Source organism: Pedobacter sp. Leaf176 (assembly GCF_001424305.1).
Taxonomy (GTDB): domain Bacteria; phylum Bacteroidota; class Bacteroidia; order Sphingobacteriales; family Sphingobacteriaceae; genus Pedobacter.
On sequence record NZ_LMPD01000001.1, the window covers coordinates 1,104,966 to 1,123,890 of the forward strand.

Consider the following 18,925-nt stretch of genomic DNA (forward strand, 5'->3'; position numbering starts at 1 on the left):
AAAAGCATTTTAGCATCTTTGGAGGAACACAAAGCAAATTCTATGTTTAAACGACTAACCATAATATTTTTTTTAGGGTTTTATGCAATTTTATGTTCGGCACAACAGGTTCGTCCGTCAAAATCGGCTGAAATATACCGCGAACTTAAAACCCTTAAACACTTACCAAAAGTTTTATACCTCGCTGCACATCCTGACGACGAAAATACGGGTTTGTTATCCTGGTTAATAAATGAACAGAATGTAGAAACGGCTTACCTTTCTTTAACAAGAGGCGATGGTGGTCAAAACTTAATTGGTACCGAGCAAGGTGCTGCGCTTGGCCTGATTAGAACACATGAACTCCTGGAAGCAAGAAAGCTGGATGGTGCACAGCAATTTTTTACCCGTGCCATCGATTTTGGTTTTTCTAAAAATACCAATGATACCTTTAAACAATGGGATGCCGATAGCATCACAGCTGATGTTGTTTGGGCCATACGTAAATTTCGACCCGACGTTATTATTTGTCGCTTTCCACCAACTGCTGCTGCAGGCCATGGACAACATGCGGCTTCGGCTGTGGTTGCCGAAAAAGCTTTTAAGCTGGCTGGTGATAAAACTGCCTTTCCAAATCAACTGAATTATGTTGATGTGTGGCAGCCTAAACGACTATTGTGGAATACCTTCCGGTTTGGGTCAGTTAATACAACAGCTGAAAACCAATTCAAGGTTACCGTTGGTCAATATGATGCACAATTGGGAATGGGCTATGGTGAACTCGCAGGGTTAAGTAGAAGTTTGCACAAAAGCCAGGGTGCAGGTACACAATCTGTAGCCGGGATCAGAACGGAATATTTTACGCATGTATTTGGCGAACAAGCGAAAACCGGACTTTTTGATGGATTATTTAAAACCTGGACGGCAAAAGGTAATGGCAATATCGATAGTTCCCTGGATAAAATTATTTCCGCTTTCAACTTTAATAATCCCGAAACGAGTTTGCCTGCATTGCTTGTTCTGCGAAAAGAGTTTATGGCACTAAAAAACGCAAACCTGAAAAAAGATAAAATTGCTGCGCTGGATAAAATCATTTTAAGTTGTGCTGGTTTCATGGGCGAGGTGGTTACCAATCAGGCTGAAGCTGTTGCAGGAGATAATTACAATTTCAGATTGAATCTGATTTCAAGAGCTACGAATCCCGTTGTTTTGGAGAAGGTAAAGTGGCTAGATCAGTCAGAGAATTTAAACAGAAAACTTTCGGGCGATTCTCTGATTACCATAGAACATAAAATTCAGATTCCGGATGATGCCGCACTCACAGAACCTTACTGGCTGGCAAAACCTGCAAAAAATGCAGCGACTTTTTCTGTTGCAAATGATACTTTAATTGGTTTGCCAGAGGCAGAATCGTTACTGAATGTTTTGCTGACTTTAAAAATCGGTGCGGAAATGTTTCAGGTTAAGCTGCCTTTATCTTTTAAGAAATTAGATCCGGTACGTGGCGATGTGGTTGAGGCCCTGCGCATTGTTCCGGCGCTGGAACTGAAATTTACGCAGCCACTTTACCTGGTTAAGGAGAACGAAGATTTACGGCTTAGCTTAAATTTGAAAGTCAATTCAAACAAGCAATATAATAATGGTCAGTTAAACCTGCTGTATAACGGACAACGCCTGGGTGGTGCAGATCGGGTTTCCGTAACGGCTAAAGATGTTACCATCGACTACATTATTCCGAAAGCTAAATTGTCCGAAATAAATTCTAATCGCTTGCAACTGGATGCTGATTATGTGGTTGATGGCAAAACCTACAATAAAAAACAGGTATTGATTCAGTACCCACATTTACCTTCCCTACAATATTTTGCACCTGCAACAGCGATTTTAATGAAAGGCGAAATTCTGGCAAAGGTCAAAAAAGTTGGTTACATTGAGGGTGCCGGCGATTTCATACCCGACTTTTTGCGTATTGCCGGCATTCAGGTCGATGTTTTAAAGGACGAGGATTTTTACGGGCATGCGGATGAGTCAGGCGCAAACGGCGGTGGGAATAAGTTATCACAATATGATGCAATCGTACTGGGTGTTCGTGCAAACAATACAGAAAAGAAACTCGGCCGCTGGATGCCATTTTTATGGACCTATGTTAAGGCAGGAGGTAATTTAGTTATGCAATACAATACCAATCAGGATGCTACGGTTAATAAATTGGGCATGTATGATTTTAGCATTGCGAATAAACGTGTTACCGAAGAAAATGCAGAATTAAAATTCTTGAAACCAGGGCATAAATTGTTAAACTTTCCGAATAAAATTACGGCCGAAGATTTTAAAGGCTGGGTACAGGAACGTGGTGCTTATTTTCCAGATAAATGGGATTCAGCATACGAAGCACTATTTGAAATGCACGATACCGATGAAGAACCTTTGCAAGGCTCAACATTATATGCCAAATATGGTAAAGGCAATTTCATTTACACACCATTAGCATTTTTCAGGCAGTTGCCTGCCGGAAATGTTGGTGCAGCACGTTTGTTTTTGAACTTTTTATCAGCACAGCAAAATTGATTTAATTGAAACTTATGATGAAATGGATAAATTGTTTTCTTTTCCTTAAATTTGATATATGGATACTATGCGAATTGATATACTAAACCCAAAAGCCGCCAGGCTTTTAAGAGAATTGGCAGCCTTAAATCTTATTGCAATTCAAGATACCTCTAAAAATGGATTTGTCAATGTACTGAAAAGACTAAGGTCTAAATCAACACCTTCATTTGAGGAAATTACGAAAGAGGTGGAGTTGGTGAGATCTAAACGATATGCGAAATCAGCGAAGTAGAATAATTCTCGATACAAATCTTTGGATTAGCTTTTTAATTACTAATGATTTCTCTAAACTCGATGAAATTATATTCTCTAAAAAAAGTATTTTAGTGTTTAGCCAGGAATTATTAGAAGAGTTTTTAGAGGTTGCTAAAAGACCAAAACTCAGGCGGTATTTTAATCAGGTAGATTTAGAAGACTTACTTGTAACTATTGATGAATATGGAGAATTTATCAAGGTAAAAACAATACTTAATATTTGTCGTGACGAGAAAGATAACTTTCTGCTTTCTCTTTGTGTTGATGGAAATGCAGATTTTCTTATTACAGGTGATAAAGACTTGCTTATTCTCAATGAGATCAACCAAACAAAAATCACCACCATATCGGCGTTTTTGAACGATAATTTTGAAGATATTTTAGATCATTAGCGTAGCGAGTCATATCTTAAATTTATTTTAACGCCGACATAATGAACAAACAACTTAAAAACTGGAATACCTGGTACATATTACTCGCACTGGCCCTGGTATTTCAGATCATATTCTATTATTTGTTTACTAAATTCTGGGCATGAGTAATATCGACTGGATAGTACTTATTTTTACCCTGTTCGCTGTTGTTGTTTATGGTATATTCATCGGCCGTGGACAAAAAAGTAACGAATCTTACTTAAAGGCTGATAACAAAATGCCCTGGTACATTGTGCTTTTGGGCATTATGGCCACACAGGCAAGCGCCATCACCTTTCTTTCGGCACCGGGCCAGGCATACACCGATGGCATGCGTTTCGTTCAGTATTATTTTGGCTTGCCACTGGCGATGATTGTTATCTGCATTACTTTTATCCCTATTTTTCAGCGCCTGAATGTTTACACTGCTTATGAGTATTTGGAAAACCGTTTTGACAAAAAAACAAGGGTTCTTACTTCTCTGCTTTTTCTTTTTTCCAGAGGGCTTTCAACTGGGATTAGCATATATGCGCCAAGTATAATCTTATCAAGCGTTTTAAACTGGAACATCTATTTAACCAATGTTCTTACAGGCGGTATTCTTTTAATTTATACTTATGTAGGCGGTGCAAAGGCTATTGCGCATACCCAGAAATTACAGTTTCTGATTATTCTTGGAACCATGGCTTTCGCAGGTTATCTGCTGGTTCAGAACATGCCAGATGGCATTGGTTTTAAAGATGCGCTTTACCTCGCCGGAAAGTCTGGAAAGTTAAATGTAATTACAACAGAATTCGATTGGAAAGATAAATACAACATCTGGAGTGGATTAATCGGCGGTTTTTTCCTTGCGCTTTCTTATTTCGGCACCGATCAAAGCCAGGTAGGACGGTACATCACTGCAAAAGACAATACCAATGCGAAAATGGGTTTGCTGCTAAACGGATTGGTTAAAATTCCAATGCAGTTTGCCATTCTGTTAATCGGAGCATTGCTTTTTGCATTCTTCTCTTTAAAACCAGCACCGATTTATTTTAATGAACGCTCTTACCAATACCTGAAGGAGACCAGTCCGGACAAAGCAGCGGTTTTTGAGCAGGAACACAATGCTTTGCAAAAGCAGTTTAGTGCTGAATCAAAAGAAATTCTGGCTCAAAAGGATAGTAAATCTCCCAGACTTGACCAGACAGTCGAAGCTTTCAAAAAAACGCAAGTTCAGGTGAAAGATTTGCACGGCAGGGTAGAAGAGGCCATCAATAATTCAAATTATAACGCCGAGAAGACAGATACCAATTACATCTTCCTTTATTTTGTAAAGAACACGCTTCCAATGGGCATGGTTGGTTTGCTATTTGCTGTAATTTTTTTGGCAAGCTGGGGATCGATATCCGCTGCACTAAATTCTCTGGCCGCTTGTTCATTAAAAGATATCCATTTGATATTTGCAAAGGATAAACCAGACGAAGAAACGGAATTGAAATACAGCCGGCTGCATACACTTGCCTGGGGTATTTTCTCGATAGCGGTCGCTATGTTTGCCACCCAGATGGGCTCATTAATTGAAGCCGTTAATGTTTTAGGTTCCCTATTCTACGGGCCAATATTAGGCATTTTCCTGGTTGCATTTTACTATAAGAAAATTGATGGGCCAAATGTTTTTATTTCTGCCATCTTATCAGAAATTGCGGTTATTGCCGTTTATAAGCTCGATATCGTTTCTTTCCTGTGGCTCAATGTTATCGGGGCAGCGGCGGTGATTCTATTTTCGGCACTCGGTTTATTGTTTTATAAGCCGAAAGCATTAAATTCGTAACGAAAACAACAACAAATAAAATAATACTATGAAAACGATGATTAAATCTATTACCCTGCTATTCGCAGCAATAACCATTTCTGTAAGCGCGATTGCTCAGGATGCAAAAAAACCTGCCAGCCCGGCGGCTACGGCAACTGGTAAAGTTAAAGGTGCAACAATTACAATTGCTTACAGCAGTCCGTCAGTAAAAGGGCGCAAAATCTGGGGCGGTTTGGAAGCCTACGACAAAGTTTGGCGTGCAGGTGCAAATGAAGCTACTACATTCGAAACAGATAAAGACATTATGGTTCAGGGTAAAGCACTGGCAGCAGGCAAATACAGCTTTTTCTTAATCCCGAAGGAAAGCGGAACCTGGACAGCAATTTTTAACAAAGAACCTAAACAATGGGGTGCCTATAAATATGAGGAATCTAAAGACGCTTTACGCGTTGATGTAAAAGTTGTTCCATTAAAGGCCACACAGGAAACCCTGGTTTATAAAATTACAAAAAGCGGTTTCACGATGAACTGGGATAAAATATCTGTACCGGTTGCAATAAAATAATTGTTGGGCCACCCGATAAGAAGCCACGATGACAATCGTGGTTTTTTTTATTTAATTTAAAATACACTTTACAAATGAAAGGTAACGCCGTAACTTTAAATAAAAATTAAAATTATGGAAAATATAAGTTTACAAGCCGAATACGATAAGTATTATGAACTAGCCAAAAAATGGCGTCAATTAGAGTCAGAACATAATAAAATAACTGTTCCTGACCATTCTGCCTCTCAATATATTGTAACCAGCTCCGCTGATGTTGTAATAAATGCAGAATTGCTCAAGACAGATCTAGCGAATAAAGTAGAAGCGATAAAAACACAGGTTGACAGTCAGTCTGCATTATTAAATACATACTTGCAGATAGTAGGTACAAAGGTTGTAGCTTATAATGAGGAAACCCAGCGTGACGTGATGCTTTGGAGTGAAAATGATAAGTTTAATTTCGAATTTAAGTAGTTTTATAAAGCCCCAGACGGGGCTTTATTTGTCTTGGCTTTTTGTTTGTTAAGAGCATGAAACATAACCTTAATTTAATCTTGAATTATATAATTTAGCTGCTTCTTCTTATCAAACCATAAATTTATCCGTTGAAAAAAATATTTATTTTCTGCTTATTACTTTCTTGCTTAAACGTTTTATCGCAAAACAAAGCAACTATTTTTTCTGTCAGGAATACAAAGCCTGTCGATTTGGTTAATGTGTTTTTGGGTTCGTCGGCCGATCACGGACAAATGTCGCCGGCTGCATCCTATCCTTTCAGTATGTTGAGTATTGGTCCGCAAACTTATCCCAAAACGCATACAGGTTACGAGTACTTAGCCAAAAAGTTTTTAGGATTTACACATAATCGTTTCGAAGGTGTGGGCTGCCAGGGCTCGGGCGGAAACATTTTAATCAAGCCTTTTTTAGGTAGCGACCCTTCCAAATCTGAATTGCTGAAAGTGTCGGAAAAAGCAAATCCCGGGTTTTATGAAGTTGGTTTTGAGAATAAGATTAAAGCGAAGTTAGCCGTGTTAGGCAATGCAGGAAAACACAACTATCAATTTCCTAAAGGAGAAAAGGGTTTTTACCTGGATTTAAGTTATGCTTTTAACGGTGCTTTTGTAGCAGAAGAGCATGAGGTTAATGGCAAAGCCGTTAGCGGATGGATTATCTCAAAAACAACTTGTGGTGTAGGTAAGTACAAGATATTTTATTACCTGGAAGCGGGTAATTCTAACTGGAAAGACGAAGGAAATCATAAGCTGATTGCAAAAAATGGCCATGCTACAACACAAGAGGAGATAAATATTGCTTTTTCTTCGGTAAGTGTTCATGCCGCTAAAGCCAACATTATTAAATCTTCATTCGAACAGATAAAAAATCAAAGCAGTACCGATTGGAACAATCATTTAAGTAAAATTGCCGTAGAAGGCGATATGGAAAGTGCGAAGTTATTTTATTCGCTGTTATACCGTACCATGCAGTCGCCCTATGTCATTTCAGAAAAAGACGGACAGTACAGGAATACTAAAGGTGATGTTCAAAGTGACAAAGAAGTCAGGTATAATGGTTGGGCCATTTGGGATAATTACCGCACACAACTACCACTCTTATCATTAATTACACCTGAACGTTTTCAGGGCATGACCAATTCCATTGCTGATTTATACATTTCAGGTAAGAAGGATTATGCTACTCAAACCGAGCCTTCGAATACCGTCAGAACAGAACATGCAATTGTCGTTTTATTAGACGCTTATCGCAAGGGTTATAAGGTTGATTTCAATAAAATTATAGATTCCTTAACGAAGGAGGTAAACGGTCTGGATTATAAATCGCCCGACAAAGCCCTGGAATCAAGTTACGACAACTGGGCATTATCCGAAATTTACAAAATTCTTAAAAACAAGGAAAAATCAGATTTCTATTTAAATAAAGCCCTGGAATATAAAGTCTATTGGAATAAAGACTTTAAGGATATGACAAGGCCGGATGTAGACCGGATGCAGGCCCGGGGTTTATATCAGGGTACAATATGGCAATACAGGTGGTTTGTTCCATATGACGTCAAGGGTTTAATTGCATTAGACGGCGGAGAAGAAGCTTACCTTGCAAAACTGGATGAGTTCTTTGATAAAGATCTATACAATCACGCCAATGAACCGGATTTGCAAGTTCCGTTGATGTATAATGTAACCAGGCAAGGTTATAAATCGCAATATTGGATGCATCAATTGGCTGCCGATACGGTAATCCAGAATTATTTTAATGACAACAGTCGGGGAATAGGCAGTTACATAGGCAAAATTTATCGGAATCAGCCCCACGCTTATTTGCGTACTATGGATGATGATGCGGGCGCAATGAGTGCTTGGTATATTTTCGCAGCAACTGGTTTTTCTCCCGCTTGTGTAGGCTGGCCGGTTTATTATTTAAACGTCCCGTTGTTTGCTTCCGTTACTTATAGTTTGCCAAAAGGTAAATCCTTTGTAATTAAAACTGAAAATTTCAGTCTGAAAAATAAGTATATCAAGTCCGTCACATTAAATGGAAAGGCCTTTAAAAAAAATTACATCACTCAGGATGATATTCTGGCTGGTGGTGTATTAAAGATTGAAGCTTCAGCTACACCGGTAAAACTTTCTGACACAGAGAACTGGATTTCCGCATTAGAACCCTGATTGTTAAATTTAGGTCAAATACAATTTTCTTTTCAGTAGCAAAAAACTTTTTTTATCGGCCAGTGTTGTTTGCTATATAAAAAGATATAACAATGGCACCTTTAAAAACAGACGAAATCCAGAATGACACGCTAACAAGAACCTCAGAAGAAAAAGAAAATAACCAATTTTTGGAAATGCATCCCGAAGCTTATAAAGTAACAGGACCATCACCTGATAAAATGCAATCTGTTTCTTCTTCTTTACGCAAATACGCTCACGGACTATATGGCTTATTATAGTTCTTGCAACAATACATTTACCGAGAAATACAGGAAAGCAAAAATTTATTTTTGCTTTTTTTGTTTGATTTTTTTTTAAAAAATTAGATATCCCAATTCTATTACTACATCTTCCGATAATTATTAACCTTGATTACTATTTTTTATCTGACTTAAAAAAACAGTTTGACCATTTTGTAATTATATTCGTATTCTTACAATGCCATGGCCTCTGTTTCGCATTTATCGGATGATGAACTTCTCCTCCTGCTTAAAAAGGATGATAAGCCTGCGTTTTCAGAAATCTACAACCGCTACTGGGAAAAAATGGTATCTTATTCAATCAGGTTAACCAGATCGGAAGATGAATCTGCAGATATTGTTCAGGAAATTTTTATTTCGCTTTGGAACAGAAGGCTTAATTTATCCGTTAAGGGCAGTTTGGCGGCTTATCTTATTAAAAGTACCCGGAACCTCAGCCTTCGATATATTGAAAGACACGTACACTCCATAGATTTTTTTGAAAAACTGACCGAATTCATCGTCGATAGGAGCCAGAATATTGAAGAAAACATTTCGCTTAAAGAGTTACAGGACAAAATTGAAGTGGCCATCACAAAACTCCCAAAAAAAATGCAACAGGTTTATCTTTTAAGCAGAGATGAGCAGTTATCTCATCGCGAAATATCAGAAAAACTATTTATAGCCGAAGGAACGGTAAAAAAACAAATCAATAATGCCCTTAAAATTATTTCTGAATCATTAAATGGCCGGATTCCCGCTGCAATGACTGCTATATTGATGCATCTTTTAAAATAAATCATTTTTTCTAAAAATAAATCTACCACCAAAGCCATTTTTTTGGAATACCTATTTATATCAAGCCATCTAAACGTTCTATGCGACCATGAATGCCGAGCAAACCAAAATATTATTAAAAAAATACCTTGATGAAATGGCAAGTCCAAAGGAACGACATTTAGTAGACTCCTATATTGAGGAGCAGCTGCTGTCAAATAATTGGAATGCAAGTGAAGCTGAAAAAGAAATGCTGGGCTCGAGAATAAAAAATGGCATTGACACAGCGTTATTTGGTGGTAGTAAAGTTGATAAAACAAAAACCAGGTTGATAAAACTGCTGCGAATTCCTGCGGCGGCGGCTATTGTCGTTATTTTTTTAATAGGAGGTTTATATTTTTTCAGGAAAATGAACCAAACGCCTGAAGCAAGATTTGCCAATGATATTAAGCCAGGTGGGAATCATGCAATGTTAACTTTGAGCAACGGACAAAAAATTGACCTTTCAAGCAGTAAAACGGGCGAATTGATAAATTTAAATGGAATAAGCATCAAAAAATCTGCAAATGGATTGTTAATATTTTCAGCGGTAAACGGTCTGGATAATATTAATCCTGATATGCTGAATGTCATTGAGACACCACAAGGAGGCCAGTATGAGGTGAATTTGTCTGATGGAACGAAAATATGGTTAAATGCAGCAACAAAACTGAAATTTCCTACGAAGTTCCAGGGAGAAAACAGATCGGTTGAATTGAATGGTGAGGCTTATTTTGAAGTGGCAAAAGATAAAAAGCACCCCTTTATGGTAAAAAGTGACTTGCAAACCGTAGAGGTTTTGGGTACTCATTTTAACATCAATAATTACAATAGCGAACCGGCTGTGAAAACGACGCTTCTGGAAGGCGCCATAAAAGTCAGCAATTCAGAGGCAGAAAAATTTATTACACCGGGCGAACAAGCTATTCTGAACGGTAAACACTTTGACATTGTTAAAGTAGATCCTACTACAGCAATAGATTGGAAAAACGGGGAATTCCGCTTTAAAAATGAAAATCTGGAACACATTCTGCGTAAACTATCCAGATGGTATAAAGTTAGGTTTGTTGTAGAAGACAGCCTGGAACATCTGCCAGCATTCTCCGGTTCGGTATCGAGATTTGATCAGATCTCTGTGGTACTTAAAATGCTCGAAGAAACTGGAAATGTAAAATTTTATATAGAGGGTAATGTCATTACCGTAAAATAAAAAACCTTCAGGGCTAACCATCCTGGACAAATTAAATATCAACCATAAAACCAAACAAAAATGAAGAAAAGACTACTCCGGCCGCGTTAAGGAAATGGTTTAAAAGCAAAAAACCACGAATGTGTTACCAGCACATTCATGGAAAAATCGCTGAGTTAACCCTAAAAACGAATCCGAACACCCATTTACGCATTAACCCAAACAAACGAAAATATGAATTTAATTCCTTTTTATCAAGGAAGGCATTTGACCTGCCTGTCCAAAAAAATCCTGTTAACTATGAAGCTCACCATCATCATCATGACTACGTTAATCATGCATGCTAGTGCCGGCAGTTTCGCTCAAAAATTAACTTTTTCAGGAAAAAACGTTACCATAGACAATTTATTCAAAGAAGTTGAAAAGCAAACCGGATACAGAATTTTGTATGCTACAAATATGCTTAATGATGAGACTAAAGTAAGCGTTAATTTTAGAAACGTACCTTTGGAAAAAGTGTTAAGTCATATTCTGAAAGATAAGGCGCTAACTTATAAAATAGAGCAAAATACCATTCTCATTAAAAAAGAAAAACCTTCTTTTCTAGATAAAATCAGCGCGATCTTTACATCATCCAGATTTAACGGGCGAATTGTTGACGAGAATAAAAACCCGCTTGTTGGTGCAACAGTTACAGTAAAAGGAACGAAAAAATATGCAATAACCGGATCTACAGGCGCTTTCGTTCTCGATCTGGAAGAAAATGATGTTTTAGTGATTTCTTACATTGGCTATGAAACTAAAGAACTGAAAATTAGTCAGGGTTTATTACAAAGTGGTGTTGCAAGTTTACTTGATATCAGCCTTACTATTTCTGCTTCTTCATTGGATCAGGTACAGGTAATTGGCTATGGAAGTACAACAAAGCGGAACAATACCGGTTCGGTAAGTTCCATCACGGCTGATGAAATCGGAAAACAAACCATTGAAAATCCGCTATTAGCATTACAAGGCAGAATTGCCGGGGTACAAATTACGCAAGATAATGGTTTGCCTGGTGCAGGCGTAAGGATGAATATCCGGGGTGCATTCACCGGGCTTTCAGGTGCCGGATTTATTCCTTTATATGTAATTGATGGTGTTCCTTTCACACTTTTTAATGGAGCGCAACCTGCCACTGATAATCTAAATGCCTTTGGTGCGAGTGCTGCTAATGGCGCTGTAAGCCCATTTAGTATGATTGCACCGGAAGACATCGAACGTATTGATATTTTAAAAGATGCAGATGCTACCGCCATTTATGGCTCACGTGGCTCTAACGGTGTTGTTTTAATCACCACAAAGAAAGGCAGTAAGGGAAATACGACTTATAATTTTAATCTGAACAGTGGCGTTGCTAATGTAGCGAATTACATTCCAATGATGAACACACAGGAGTACCTGGCGATGCGGAGGGCTGCTTTTGCCCGTTCCGGCGTTACGCCAACGGCTGCAAATGCGTTAGATTTAACCACTTGGGACCAGAATGCTTATACCAACTGGCAGGATTATTTTATTGGACATACCGCACATACAACTAATTTAACTGGATCAGTTTCCGGGGGCAATGCGCAGAACTCTTTCCTTTTTTCTTCAACATATCGTAAGCAAAGTACGGTTTACGGAAGTGATTATGGGGCAACAACATTTTCCGGCAGAATGAACGCAGGGCATAAAAGCATAGATGGAAAATTCAGTATAGATGGTTCCGTAAACTATGCCTACATGAAAAATCTACTGCCAAATACAGATCTGGCTGGTATATATGCGCTTGCACCCAACTATCCTTTATACAATGCAAACGGATCGGTAAACTGGACCTCTACAAGTCCGCTTTCTTATGATCTGAAAAGAACAGAAGCGCAAACCACTAACTTGTTTACCAATTTAAATCTTTCTTATAAAATTTTGCAGAATTTACTTGTCAGAGCAAATTTAGGTTATACTACAACAAGGCTCAAGCAACAGCAAATTAATCCGGCAAGTTCACAAAATCCTGCAAACTCCCGGGTAAGTACCTTAACGTATACGGATAATAATAACGACAATTACATCATCGAACCCCAGATTGTATATACAAATAAGATTGGCGCAGGGAATCTGGAAGCTTTAATTGGTACAAGCTTTCAGAAAACCAATGCGACAAGTATTTATTTAACTGGTACCGGATACAGCAATGAAAGTTTACTTTATTCTCTTGCAGGTGCATCAACAGTCAGCACTTCAGCAAACGCAGGTAGTGTATATAAATACAATGCTTTTTTTGGACGTTTGAATTACAACTGGAAAGGAAAATACATTGTTGACGGAACTTTCAGAAGAGATGGTTCATCGCGTTTCGGTGATAATAATAAGTTTGGAAATTTTGGTGCAGTGGGTGCATCATGGATATTTACAGAAGAGGATTTCATTAAAGATTTAACTTTGTTGAGCTTTGGTAAATTAAGGGCGAGTTATGGTGTTACGGGTAATGATCAGATTCCAAACTATCAATACCTAAGCCTTTATTCTACTTCAGGAACCAATTCGAACTACGATGGTGCTACAACCATAATTCCAACCAACATTCAAAATCCGGATTTAAAATGGGAAACCAATAAGAAGCTCGACATCGCTTTAGAACTAGGCTTTGTTAAGGACAGGATTTTATTAAAAGCAGATTATTTCCGTAACCGTGCTTCTGATTTGCTCAACTTCATCACCATACCGTCGCAAACTGGTAGTACAGGTTATACAGCCAATTTAGATGCTACTGTTCAGACTAAAGGTTTTGAATTTGAATTAACTACCATTAATGTGGCTTCAGGAAACTTCAGGTGGACAACAAACCTCAATTTAAGTATTATCAGAAATAAGTTGATGAAGTTTGATAATCTTGCAAATACATTTTATGCCAGTACTTATGTTGTCGGGCAACCAACGGATATCAGACGCTTCTACAAATATACCGGTGTGAATCCTGCAACAGGATTACCCACTTACCAGGATTTAAACGGCGACGGCCTTATCAGCTTTGCAGGCGACCGGTATATCGGCGACTATGGGCACCCATATTTCGGGGGAATGAATAACAGCGTGAGCTATAAAAATTTCTCACTCGATTTCATGTTCCAGTATAACCATCGTTATGGAATATTAAATTCAACTTTAAGTTCTAATCCGGCGGGCATAAATTACAGTAACGTGAGCACTGCGTTGTTAAATCGCTGGGCTGCAGTAGGCGATATAGCACTTTTCCCGGCGGCATCTACAGTGAACGATCCTTCCTATGGAAACCTTTCTTCTTCTGATGTAAATTGGGGCGATGCGTCCTATCTCAAACTAAAAACAGTCAGCTTAAATTACAGCTTCCCAAAACAACTGACCAAGAAACTAAAATTGGCTAATCTTAGTATTTACGTTCAGGGGCAAAATTTGTATACCTGGGCAAAACAGAAATATACTTATGATCCCGAAACAACCGTTCCCGGAACAGGTTCAGCGCTTGGAACAGGTCAGTATATCGCTACTCCTCAATTACGTACAATTGTTTTTGGTTTAAACTGCTCATTTTAATTTAGATAATATGAAAATTACATATATATGTATCAAAAGGTTTATGGTTTTTGTGCTGTTTACAATCGCCTTAACTTCCTGTAAAAAATTCGTTGAAGCCGATATCGCCACAAACCTGATATCGAAAGATAATGCTTTTGCCAGCGATGCTTCGGCGACAAGTGCAACCTTAGCTTTATATTCTTACTATCCCACTGTTAATTCATTACAATATGTAACCTGGCTCGGCGGTCTTTCGGCCGACGAATTACAGAATACAACATCCTCAGCCGATTTAATCCAGTTTTCCCAGAATGTAATTCCATCAAATAACGTTACATCACAAACTTATCTTTGGGATTACCCTTATCAGGTTATTCGTGAATGCAACCTGATTATTGACGGTGTAAATAAGTCGGCTGGCATTTCTGCTGCTGTAAAAAGTCAATTAACGGGCGAAGCAAAATTTTTCAGGGCCATGATGTATTTTAACATGGTTAACTTCTTTGGTGGCGTGCCTATTAGTTCAGACCCGGTTGAGTTGAATAATGCAAATAAACCACGGACTAGTGCTGCGGAAACGTATGCACAAATTCTGGCAGATTTAAAAGATGCTCAAAATCTTCTGCCCGCTAACTATGTCGGGACAGCTGCTTTAAAGGTTAGGGCTAACAAATGGGCCGCAACATTTTTATTGGCAAAGGTTTACTTATACAACAAAGATTATGTAAATGCAGAAGCAGAAGCAACGAAGGTAATCGGTTCCGGAACTTATAGCATGGCAATAGTAAGCAATGCCTTTAGTAACAGCAGCCCGGAAACCATTTTGCAGTTATCAACCCTTTTTGGCGCTTCAGCATTCTCTGGTTATCGTACAACAAGTTCTGCAAATAATGTTGCACCGCCGAATTACGTACTCTACAATAACTTTACAAAAGATTTCGAGTTAAACGACAGTCGCAAAATTGCATGGGTTGATTCTACAACTTTTAATGCAATTAAATATTATAGACTTAACAAGTATAAAGTGCAAACAGCTACTGCGGCTACGGTCGGCAACGAATATACCGTGCTGTTCAGGCTCGCAGAGCTCTACCTGATTCGTGCGGAGGCCAGGGCACAACAAACCAATGTTAGCGGCGCGCAAGGCGATTTGAACATAATCCGGACCAGGGCAGGTTTGGCCAACACAACAGCTTCAACACAGGCAACACTTTTGGCTGCAATTGCAAAAGAAAGAAAATTAGAATTTTTCGGCGAATTTGCCAACAGGTGGTTTGACTTAAAAAGAACAGGTACAACTGACGCTGTTTTAGGGGCATTAAAAACAACTTATAAAACAACGGCTCAATTGTTTCCTATTCCATTAGGCCAAATCAATTTAAACAATAATTTAACGCAAAACCCTGGGTATAACTAGCGGTTTAGCTTTGAATTTTTATATAAATAAACTTACTATTTGAGTTCGTCGTCCACGGCCCTTCGAAATATTCCAAAAGAATTTTTAATTCCTTTGAAGGGCTTAAGGTGATAATTTATAATAAAATACCTGGGTTAAACTTTTGATAAATACAAAAAACGATATGAAATTTTTAAAAACGATTTGCGCAATGCTTTTACTGGTCAATACCTTAAATATTGCAGTTGCACAGAAAAAAACGACAGTAGACACGACAATGAAATACCTTAACCGCTTAATCTCTTCCAAAGATTCAGCGGATAAGCAGTTGTTGAAGGCAAAACTCTCGGTAATGGCAAGAGAAAATAGAGAGAAGTCGGTTATAACTGCCGCAAACTATTATTATCAATTGGGTGACCTTAAGCAATCGGAAAAGCTTTATGCAGATCTATTGGTGCGGTTTCCTCTGGGAACGCGTGCAAGGAATGAGGCATCAAGAGGGATTTATGAATTAAAAACCGCAGCTGAAGCTGAAGCCGCTTACAAAGCATGGATTAAAAAATTTCCACCGGAGCAATACGAAAATAACAATGTAGCCGATCGTTTAGATTATGATTATATCAGATCAGTAGTTGCCAATAAGTTTGCCGCCGAAAAAAATGTTGCGAAAGCAAATGCTTACGCCAGAATGCTGGAAGAAGATTTCTGGAAAGGGAATGGATATTCTGGTCTTACAACAGCCTTTTATAAAAATGGTGATTTGGCCAATGCAGAAATTTATGCTAAAATGGCCATGGATAATGCATTCTCTTATATCGACGGAAAAAAAGGCAATGAAAACTGGGCTAAATTTGCAGCATCAGGTTACTCGGGTTTAACCAGCACCTATGCCAACATCCTTTTCGATCTGAAAAAATATGGTGAGGCGTTAAAGTATTCGGAAATAGCTTATAAAAAAGCAACAAATCTGGATCCGAAACTGAATTATCGCTATGCACAAATCTTGATTGGTTTAAAAAGAGATCAGGAAGCTTATGACAAATTGGAGGAAGTTGTTAAGGCCGGTAAAGCTGACCCATTAATGGCAGCCGATTTTAAGAAACTGTATGTTAAACTGAAAGGTAGTGAAGCCGGTTATGAAGCCTATGCCTCCTCAATACGAAAAAGTTACCTGGAAGCGCTAAGCAAAAAGCTGACAAAGGAAATGGTAAATGAACCTGCAGCGAATTTTACGTTAACAGATTTGGATGGTAAAAGTGTCTCTTTAACCGATTATAAGGGCAAAATTGTTATTCTCGATTTCTGGGCAACCTGGTGTGGTCCCTGCAAAGCATCTTTCCCGGCAATGCAAATGGCAGTAAACAAATACAAAGAGGATTCAAACATTAAGTTTTTATTTATCCACACCTGGGAAAGAGAAGCCAATCCAACAGATGATGCCAGGAAATTTATCAATGATATGAATTACAGTTTTGAGGTTCTGATGGATATGAAAGATGCGAAAACAAAAAAGAATAACGTTGTCAGCAGTTATAATGTGTTGGGTATTCCAGCAAAATTTGTAATTGACGGTGCAGGAAATATAAGATTTAAACTGACCGGTTTTGATGGTAGTAACGAAGCCGCAGTTGATGAACTGACCATGATGATTGATATGGCTAAAGCTAAATCGTAAAAAACAATCTCCATTAACAAGATGAGCCTTACTAGAACAAATTGTTTTGGTAAGGCTTTTTTTTTCACTTAGCGCATAACTAAAACTCTTAAGGTCTTTTTTTGTTAGGTTTTAAACTCGTTCGGTGTTATGAATAAAACGCTTACTTTACCAAAATGGACCATGCTTCTTCCAGTTTTGGGTATACTTACCTATTTATTCACTGGTTTTGATTTGGGTGTTTACCTCAAAATTGTCCTTGCATTTGTGCTCATTGGAAATGTAATCGCTTCAGTGCATCATGCAGAAGTTATTGCCCACAAAGTAGGTGAGCCATTTGGAACGATTATTTTGGCTATAGCCATCACTACAATTGAAGTTGCACTTATTGTTTCTTTAATGTTAAGCGGTGGTGAAGGTGTAAATGAACTGGCCAGGGACACTGTCTTTGCAGCTGTTATGATAATAATGACAGCAATTGTCGGCATTTGCATCCTGAAGGGCGGTATTAAGTTCAATGAGCAGTTTTATAAACTTAGCGGCATAAATACTGCTTTAATAACCTTGCTGGCTATTATTATACTCACTTTAATTTTACCAAATTTTACAATCAGCGGACCTGCCGGAGTATATAGTACAAGTCAGCTTATCTTTGTGTCGATTATTTCTTTGATACTTTATGGTGGTTTTATTTTTGTGCAAACGCTGAGGCACCGAGATTATTTTCTGCCCAAAGATTCGACATCTGAAGATGAACATGCACCGCCACCTAACAACAAAACGGCGATAGTAAGTTTGGTTTTCTTACTCATAAGTCTGGTTCTTGTCGTTTTGCTTGCAAAATATTTGTCTTACGACCTGGAAAATATCGTGATTAATCTTGGTGCACCAAAATCACTGGTTGGAGTTATCATTGCAGCCATAGTTCTGCTGCCTGAAGGACTCGCGGCTTATAAAGCTGCTAGAGCGAACCGCTTACAAACCAGTCTTAACTTAGCACTGGGTTCTGCTTTGGCTAGTATTGGCTTAACAATTCCTGCAGTTGCGATTGTTTCGATTTACATAGGAATGCCACTCGTACTTGGGATAGATGCGAGGTCGACAGTATTACTTTTGCTATCTACCTTAACGCTGATTTTTACGCTCACTACAGGTAAAACCAATGTACAACAAGGCATTGTCTTACTAGTCATATTTGCCTCTTACCTCTTTTATACCGTAATACCATAACGTAATGAAGTTGAGTGCAGGACTATTACTATTCAGGAGAACAAATACTTACCCAGAATTTCTTTTAGTACACCCGGGAGGGCCATTTTTTGCAAAGAAGGATGCGGGATGGTGGACCATTCCCAAAGGTGAGATTTTAGAAAATGAGCAACCTCTGGATGCTGCAATAAGGGAGTTTGAAGAAGAGACCGGATTTACACCTTCCGGCGATTATGTAGAGCTAAATCCCATCACGCAAAAAGCAGGTAAAAAAGTGTTTTGCTGGGCTGTAGAATTCGATGTGGATGTGTCTGATTTTATTAGTAATACTTTCGAAATCGAATGGCCTCCAAGGTCGGGTAATAAAAAAAGCTTTCCTGAAGTTGATAAGGCCGGCTGGTTTGAATACAATACGGCTGCCAGGCTGATTAATGAAATGCAGATTTCATTTCTTAAACAAGTTCTTGATAAGCTTTCGGTTTAAGCTATCTTGGCAATTATAAAATAATATTATCTGATATTAG

The 18,925-nt window shown here is 38.4% G+C and carries 14 protein-coding genes; all 14 read left to right on the forward strand.

Annotated elements, in window-relative coordinates; translation table 11 throughout:
• Positions 1-42: 42 nt before the first annotated feature.
• The 14 genes from ASF92_RS05065 (at position 43) to ASF92_RS05135 (ending at position 18,885) form a co-directional block, all read left to right on the forward strand.
• Positions 43-2,547 carry a PIG-L family deacetylase gene (locus ASF92_RS05065; RefSeq protein WP_056088686.1) on the forward strand — a complete coding sequence of 835 codons (2,505 nt, stop codon included), beginning with the start codon at positions 43-45 and terminating at the stop codon, positions 2,545-2,547.
• Between the two features lie 254 nt (positions 2,548-2,801).
• Positions 2,802-3,236 (forward strand): putative toxin-antitoxin system toxin component, PIN family, encoded by a 435-nt coding sequence (locus ASF92_RS05075; protein WP_056088691.1) that lies wholly within the window; start codon positions 2,802-2,804, stop codon positions 3,234-3,236.
• A 142-nt stretch (positions 3,237-3,378) separates the two neighbouring features.
• The gene (locus ASF92_RS05080; RefSeq protein WP_056088694.1) at positions 3,379-5,070 is read left to right on the forward strand and encodes a sodium:solute symporter; all 1,692 of its coding nucleotides are present in this window, start codon (positions 3,379-3,381) and stop codon (positions 5,068-5,070) included.
• Positions 5,071-5,098: 28 nt separating this feature from the next.
• Positions 5,099-5,617 carry a DUF2911 domain-containing protein gene (locus ASF92_RS05085; protein WP_056088697.1) on the forward strand — a complete coding sequence of 173 codons (519 nt, stop codon included), beginning with the start codon at positions 5,099-5,101 and terminating at the stop codon, positions 5,615-5,617.
• Between the two features lie 114 nt (positions 5,618-5,731).
• A complete protein-coding gene (locus ASF92_RS05090; RefSeq protein ID WP_056088700.1) occupies positions 5,732-6,073 on the forward strand; it encodes a hypothetical protein in 342 nt (113 codons plus the stop codon).
• Between the two features lie 131 nt (positions 6,074-6,204).
• A complete protein-coding gene (locus tag ASF92_RS05095) occupies positions 6,205-8,280 on the forward strand; it encodes a glycoside hydrolase domain-containing protein (protein ID WP_056088703.1) in 2,076 nt (691 codons plus the stop codon).
• A 92-nt stretch (positions 8,281-8,372) separates the two neighbouring features.
• Positions 8,373-8,561, forward strand: coding sequence for a hypothetical protein (locus tag ASF92_RS05100; protein WP_056088706.1), 189 nt, complete (start codon positions 8,373-8,375; stop codon positions 8,559-8,561).
• 204 nt (positions 8,562-8,765) lie between these two features.
• Complete coding sequence (locus ASF92_RS05105) at positions 8,766-9,359, forward strand: RNA polymerase sigma-70 factor (RefSeq protein ID WP_056088709.1); 594 nt, start codon at positions 8,766-8,768, stop codon at positions 9,357-9,359.
• A gap of 88 nt (positions 9,360-9,447) precedes the next feature.
• Positions 9,448-10,587 carry a FecR family protein gene (locus ASF92_RS05110; protein WP_056088712.1) on the forward strand — a complete coding sequence of 380 codons (1,140 nt, stop codon included), beginning with the start codon at positions 9,448-9,450 and terminating at the stop codon, positions 10,585-10,587.
• Between the two features lie 279 nt (positions 10,588-10,866).
• On the forward strand, positions 10,867-14,160 hold the full coding sequence (locus ASF92_RS05115) for a SusC/RagA family TonB-linked outer membrane protein (protein WP_197413229.1): 3,294 nt from the start codon (positions 10,867-10,869) through the stop codon (positions 14,158-14,160).
• Positions 14,161-14,170: 10 nt separating this feature from the next.
• Complete coding sequence (locus tag ASF92_RS05120; RefSeq protein WP_056088717.1) at positions 14,171-15,559, forward strand: RagB/SusD family nutrient uptake outer membrane protein; 1,389 nt, start codon at positions 14,171-14,173, stop codon at positions 15,557-15,559.
• Positions 15,560-15,722: 163 nt separating this feature from the next.
• The gene (locus ASF92_RS05125) at positions 15,723-17,213 is read left to right on the forward strand and encodes a redoxin domain-containing protein (protein WP_056088720.1); all 1,491 of its coding nucleotides are present in this window, start codon (positions 15,723-15,725) and stop codon (positions 17,211-17,213) included.
• Between the two features lie 129 nt (positions 17,214-17,342).
• A complete protein-coding gene (locus ASF92_RS05130) occupies positions 17,343-18,422 on the forward strand; it encodes a calcium:proton antiporter (protein WP_056088723.1) in 1,080 nt (359 codons plus the stop codon).
• 4 nt (positions 18,423-18,426) lie between these two features.
• Positions 18,427-18,885 carry an NUDIX domain-containing protein gene (locus tag ASF92_RS05135; protein ID WP_056088728.1) on the forward strand — a complete coding sequence of 153 codons (459 nt, stop codon included), beginning with the start codon at positions 18,427-18,429 and terminating at the stop codon, positions 18,883-18,885.
• The last annotated feature ends 40 nt before the right edge of the window (positions 18,886-18,925 follow it).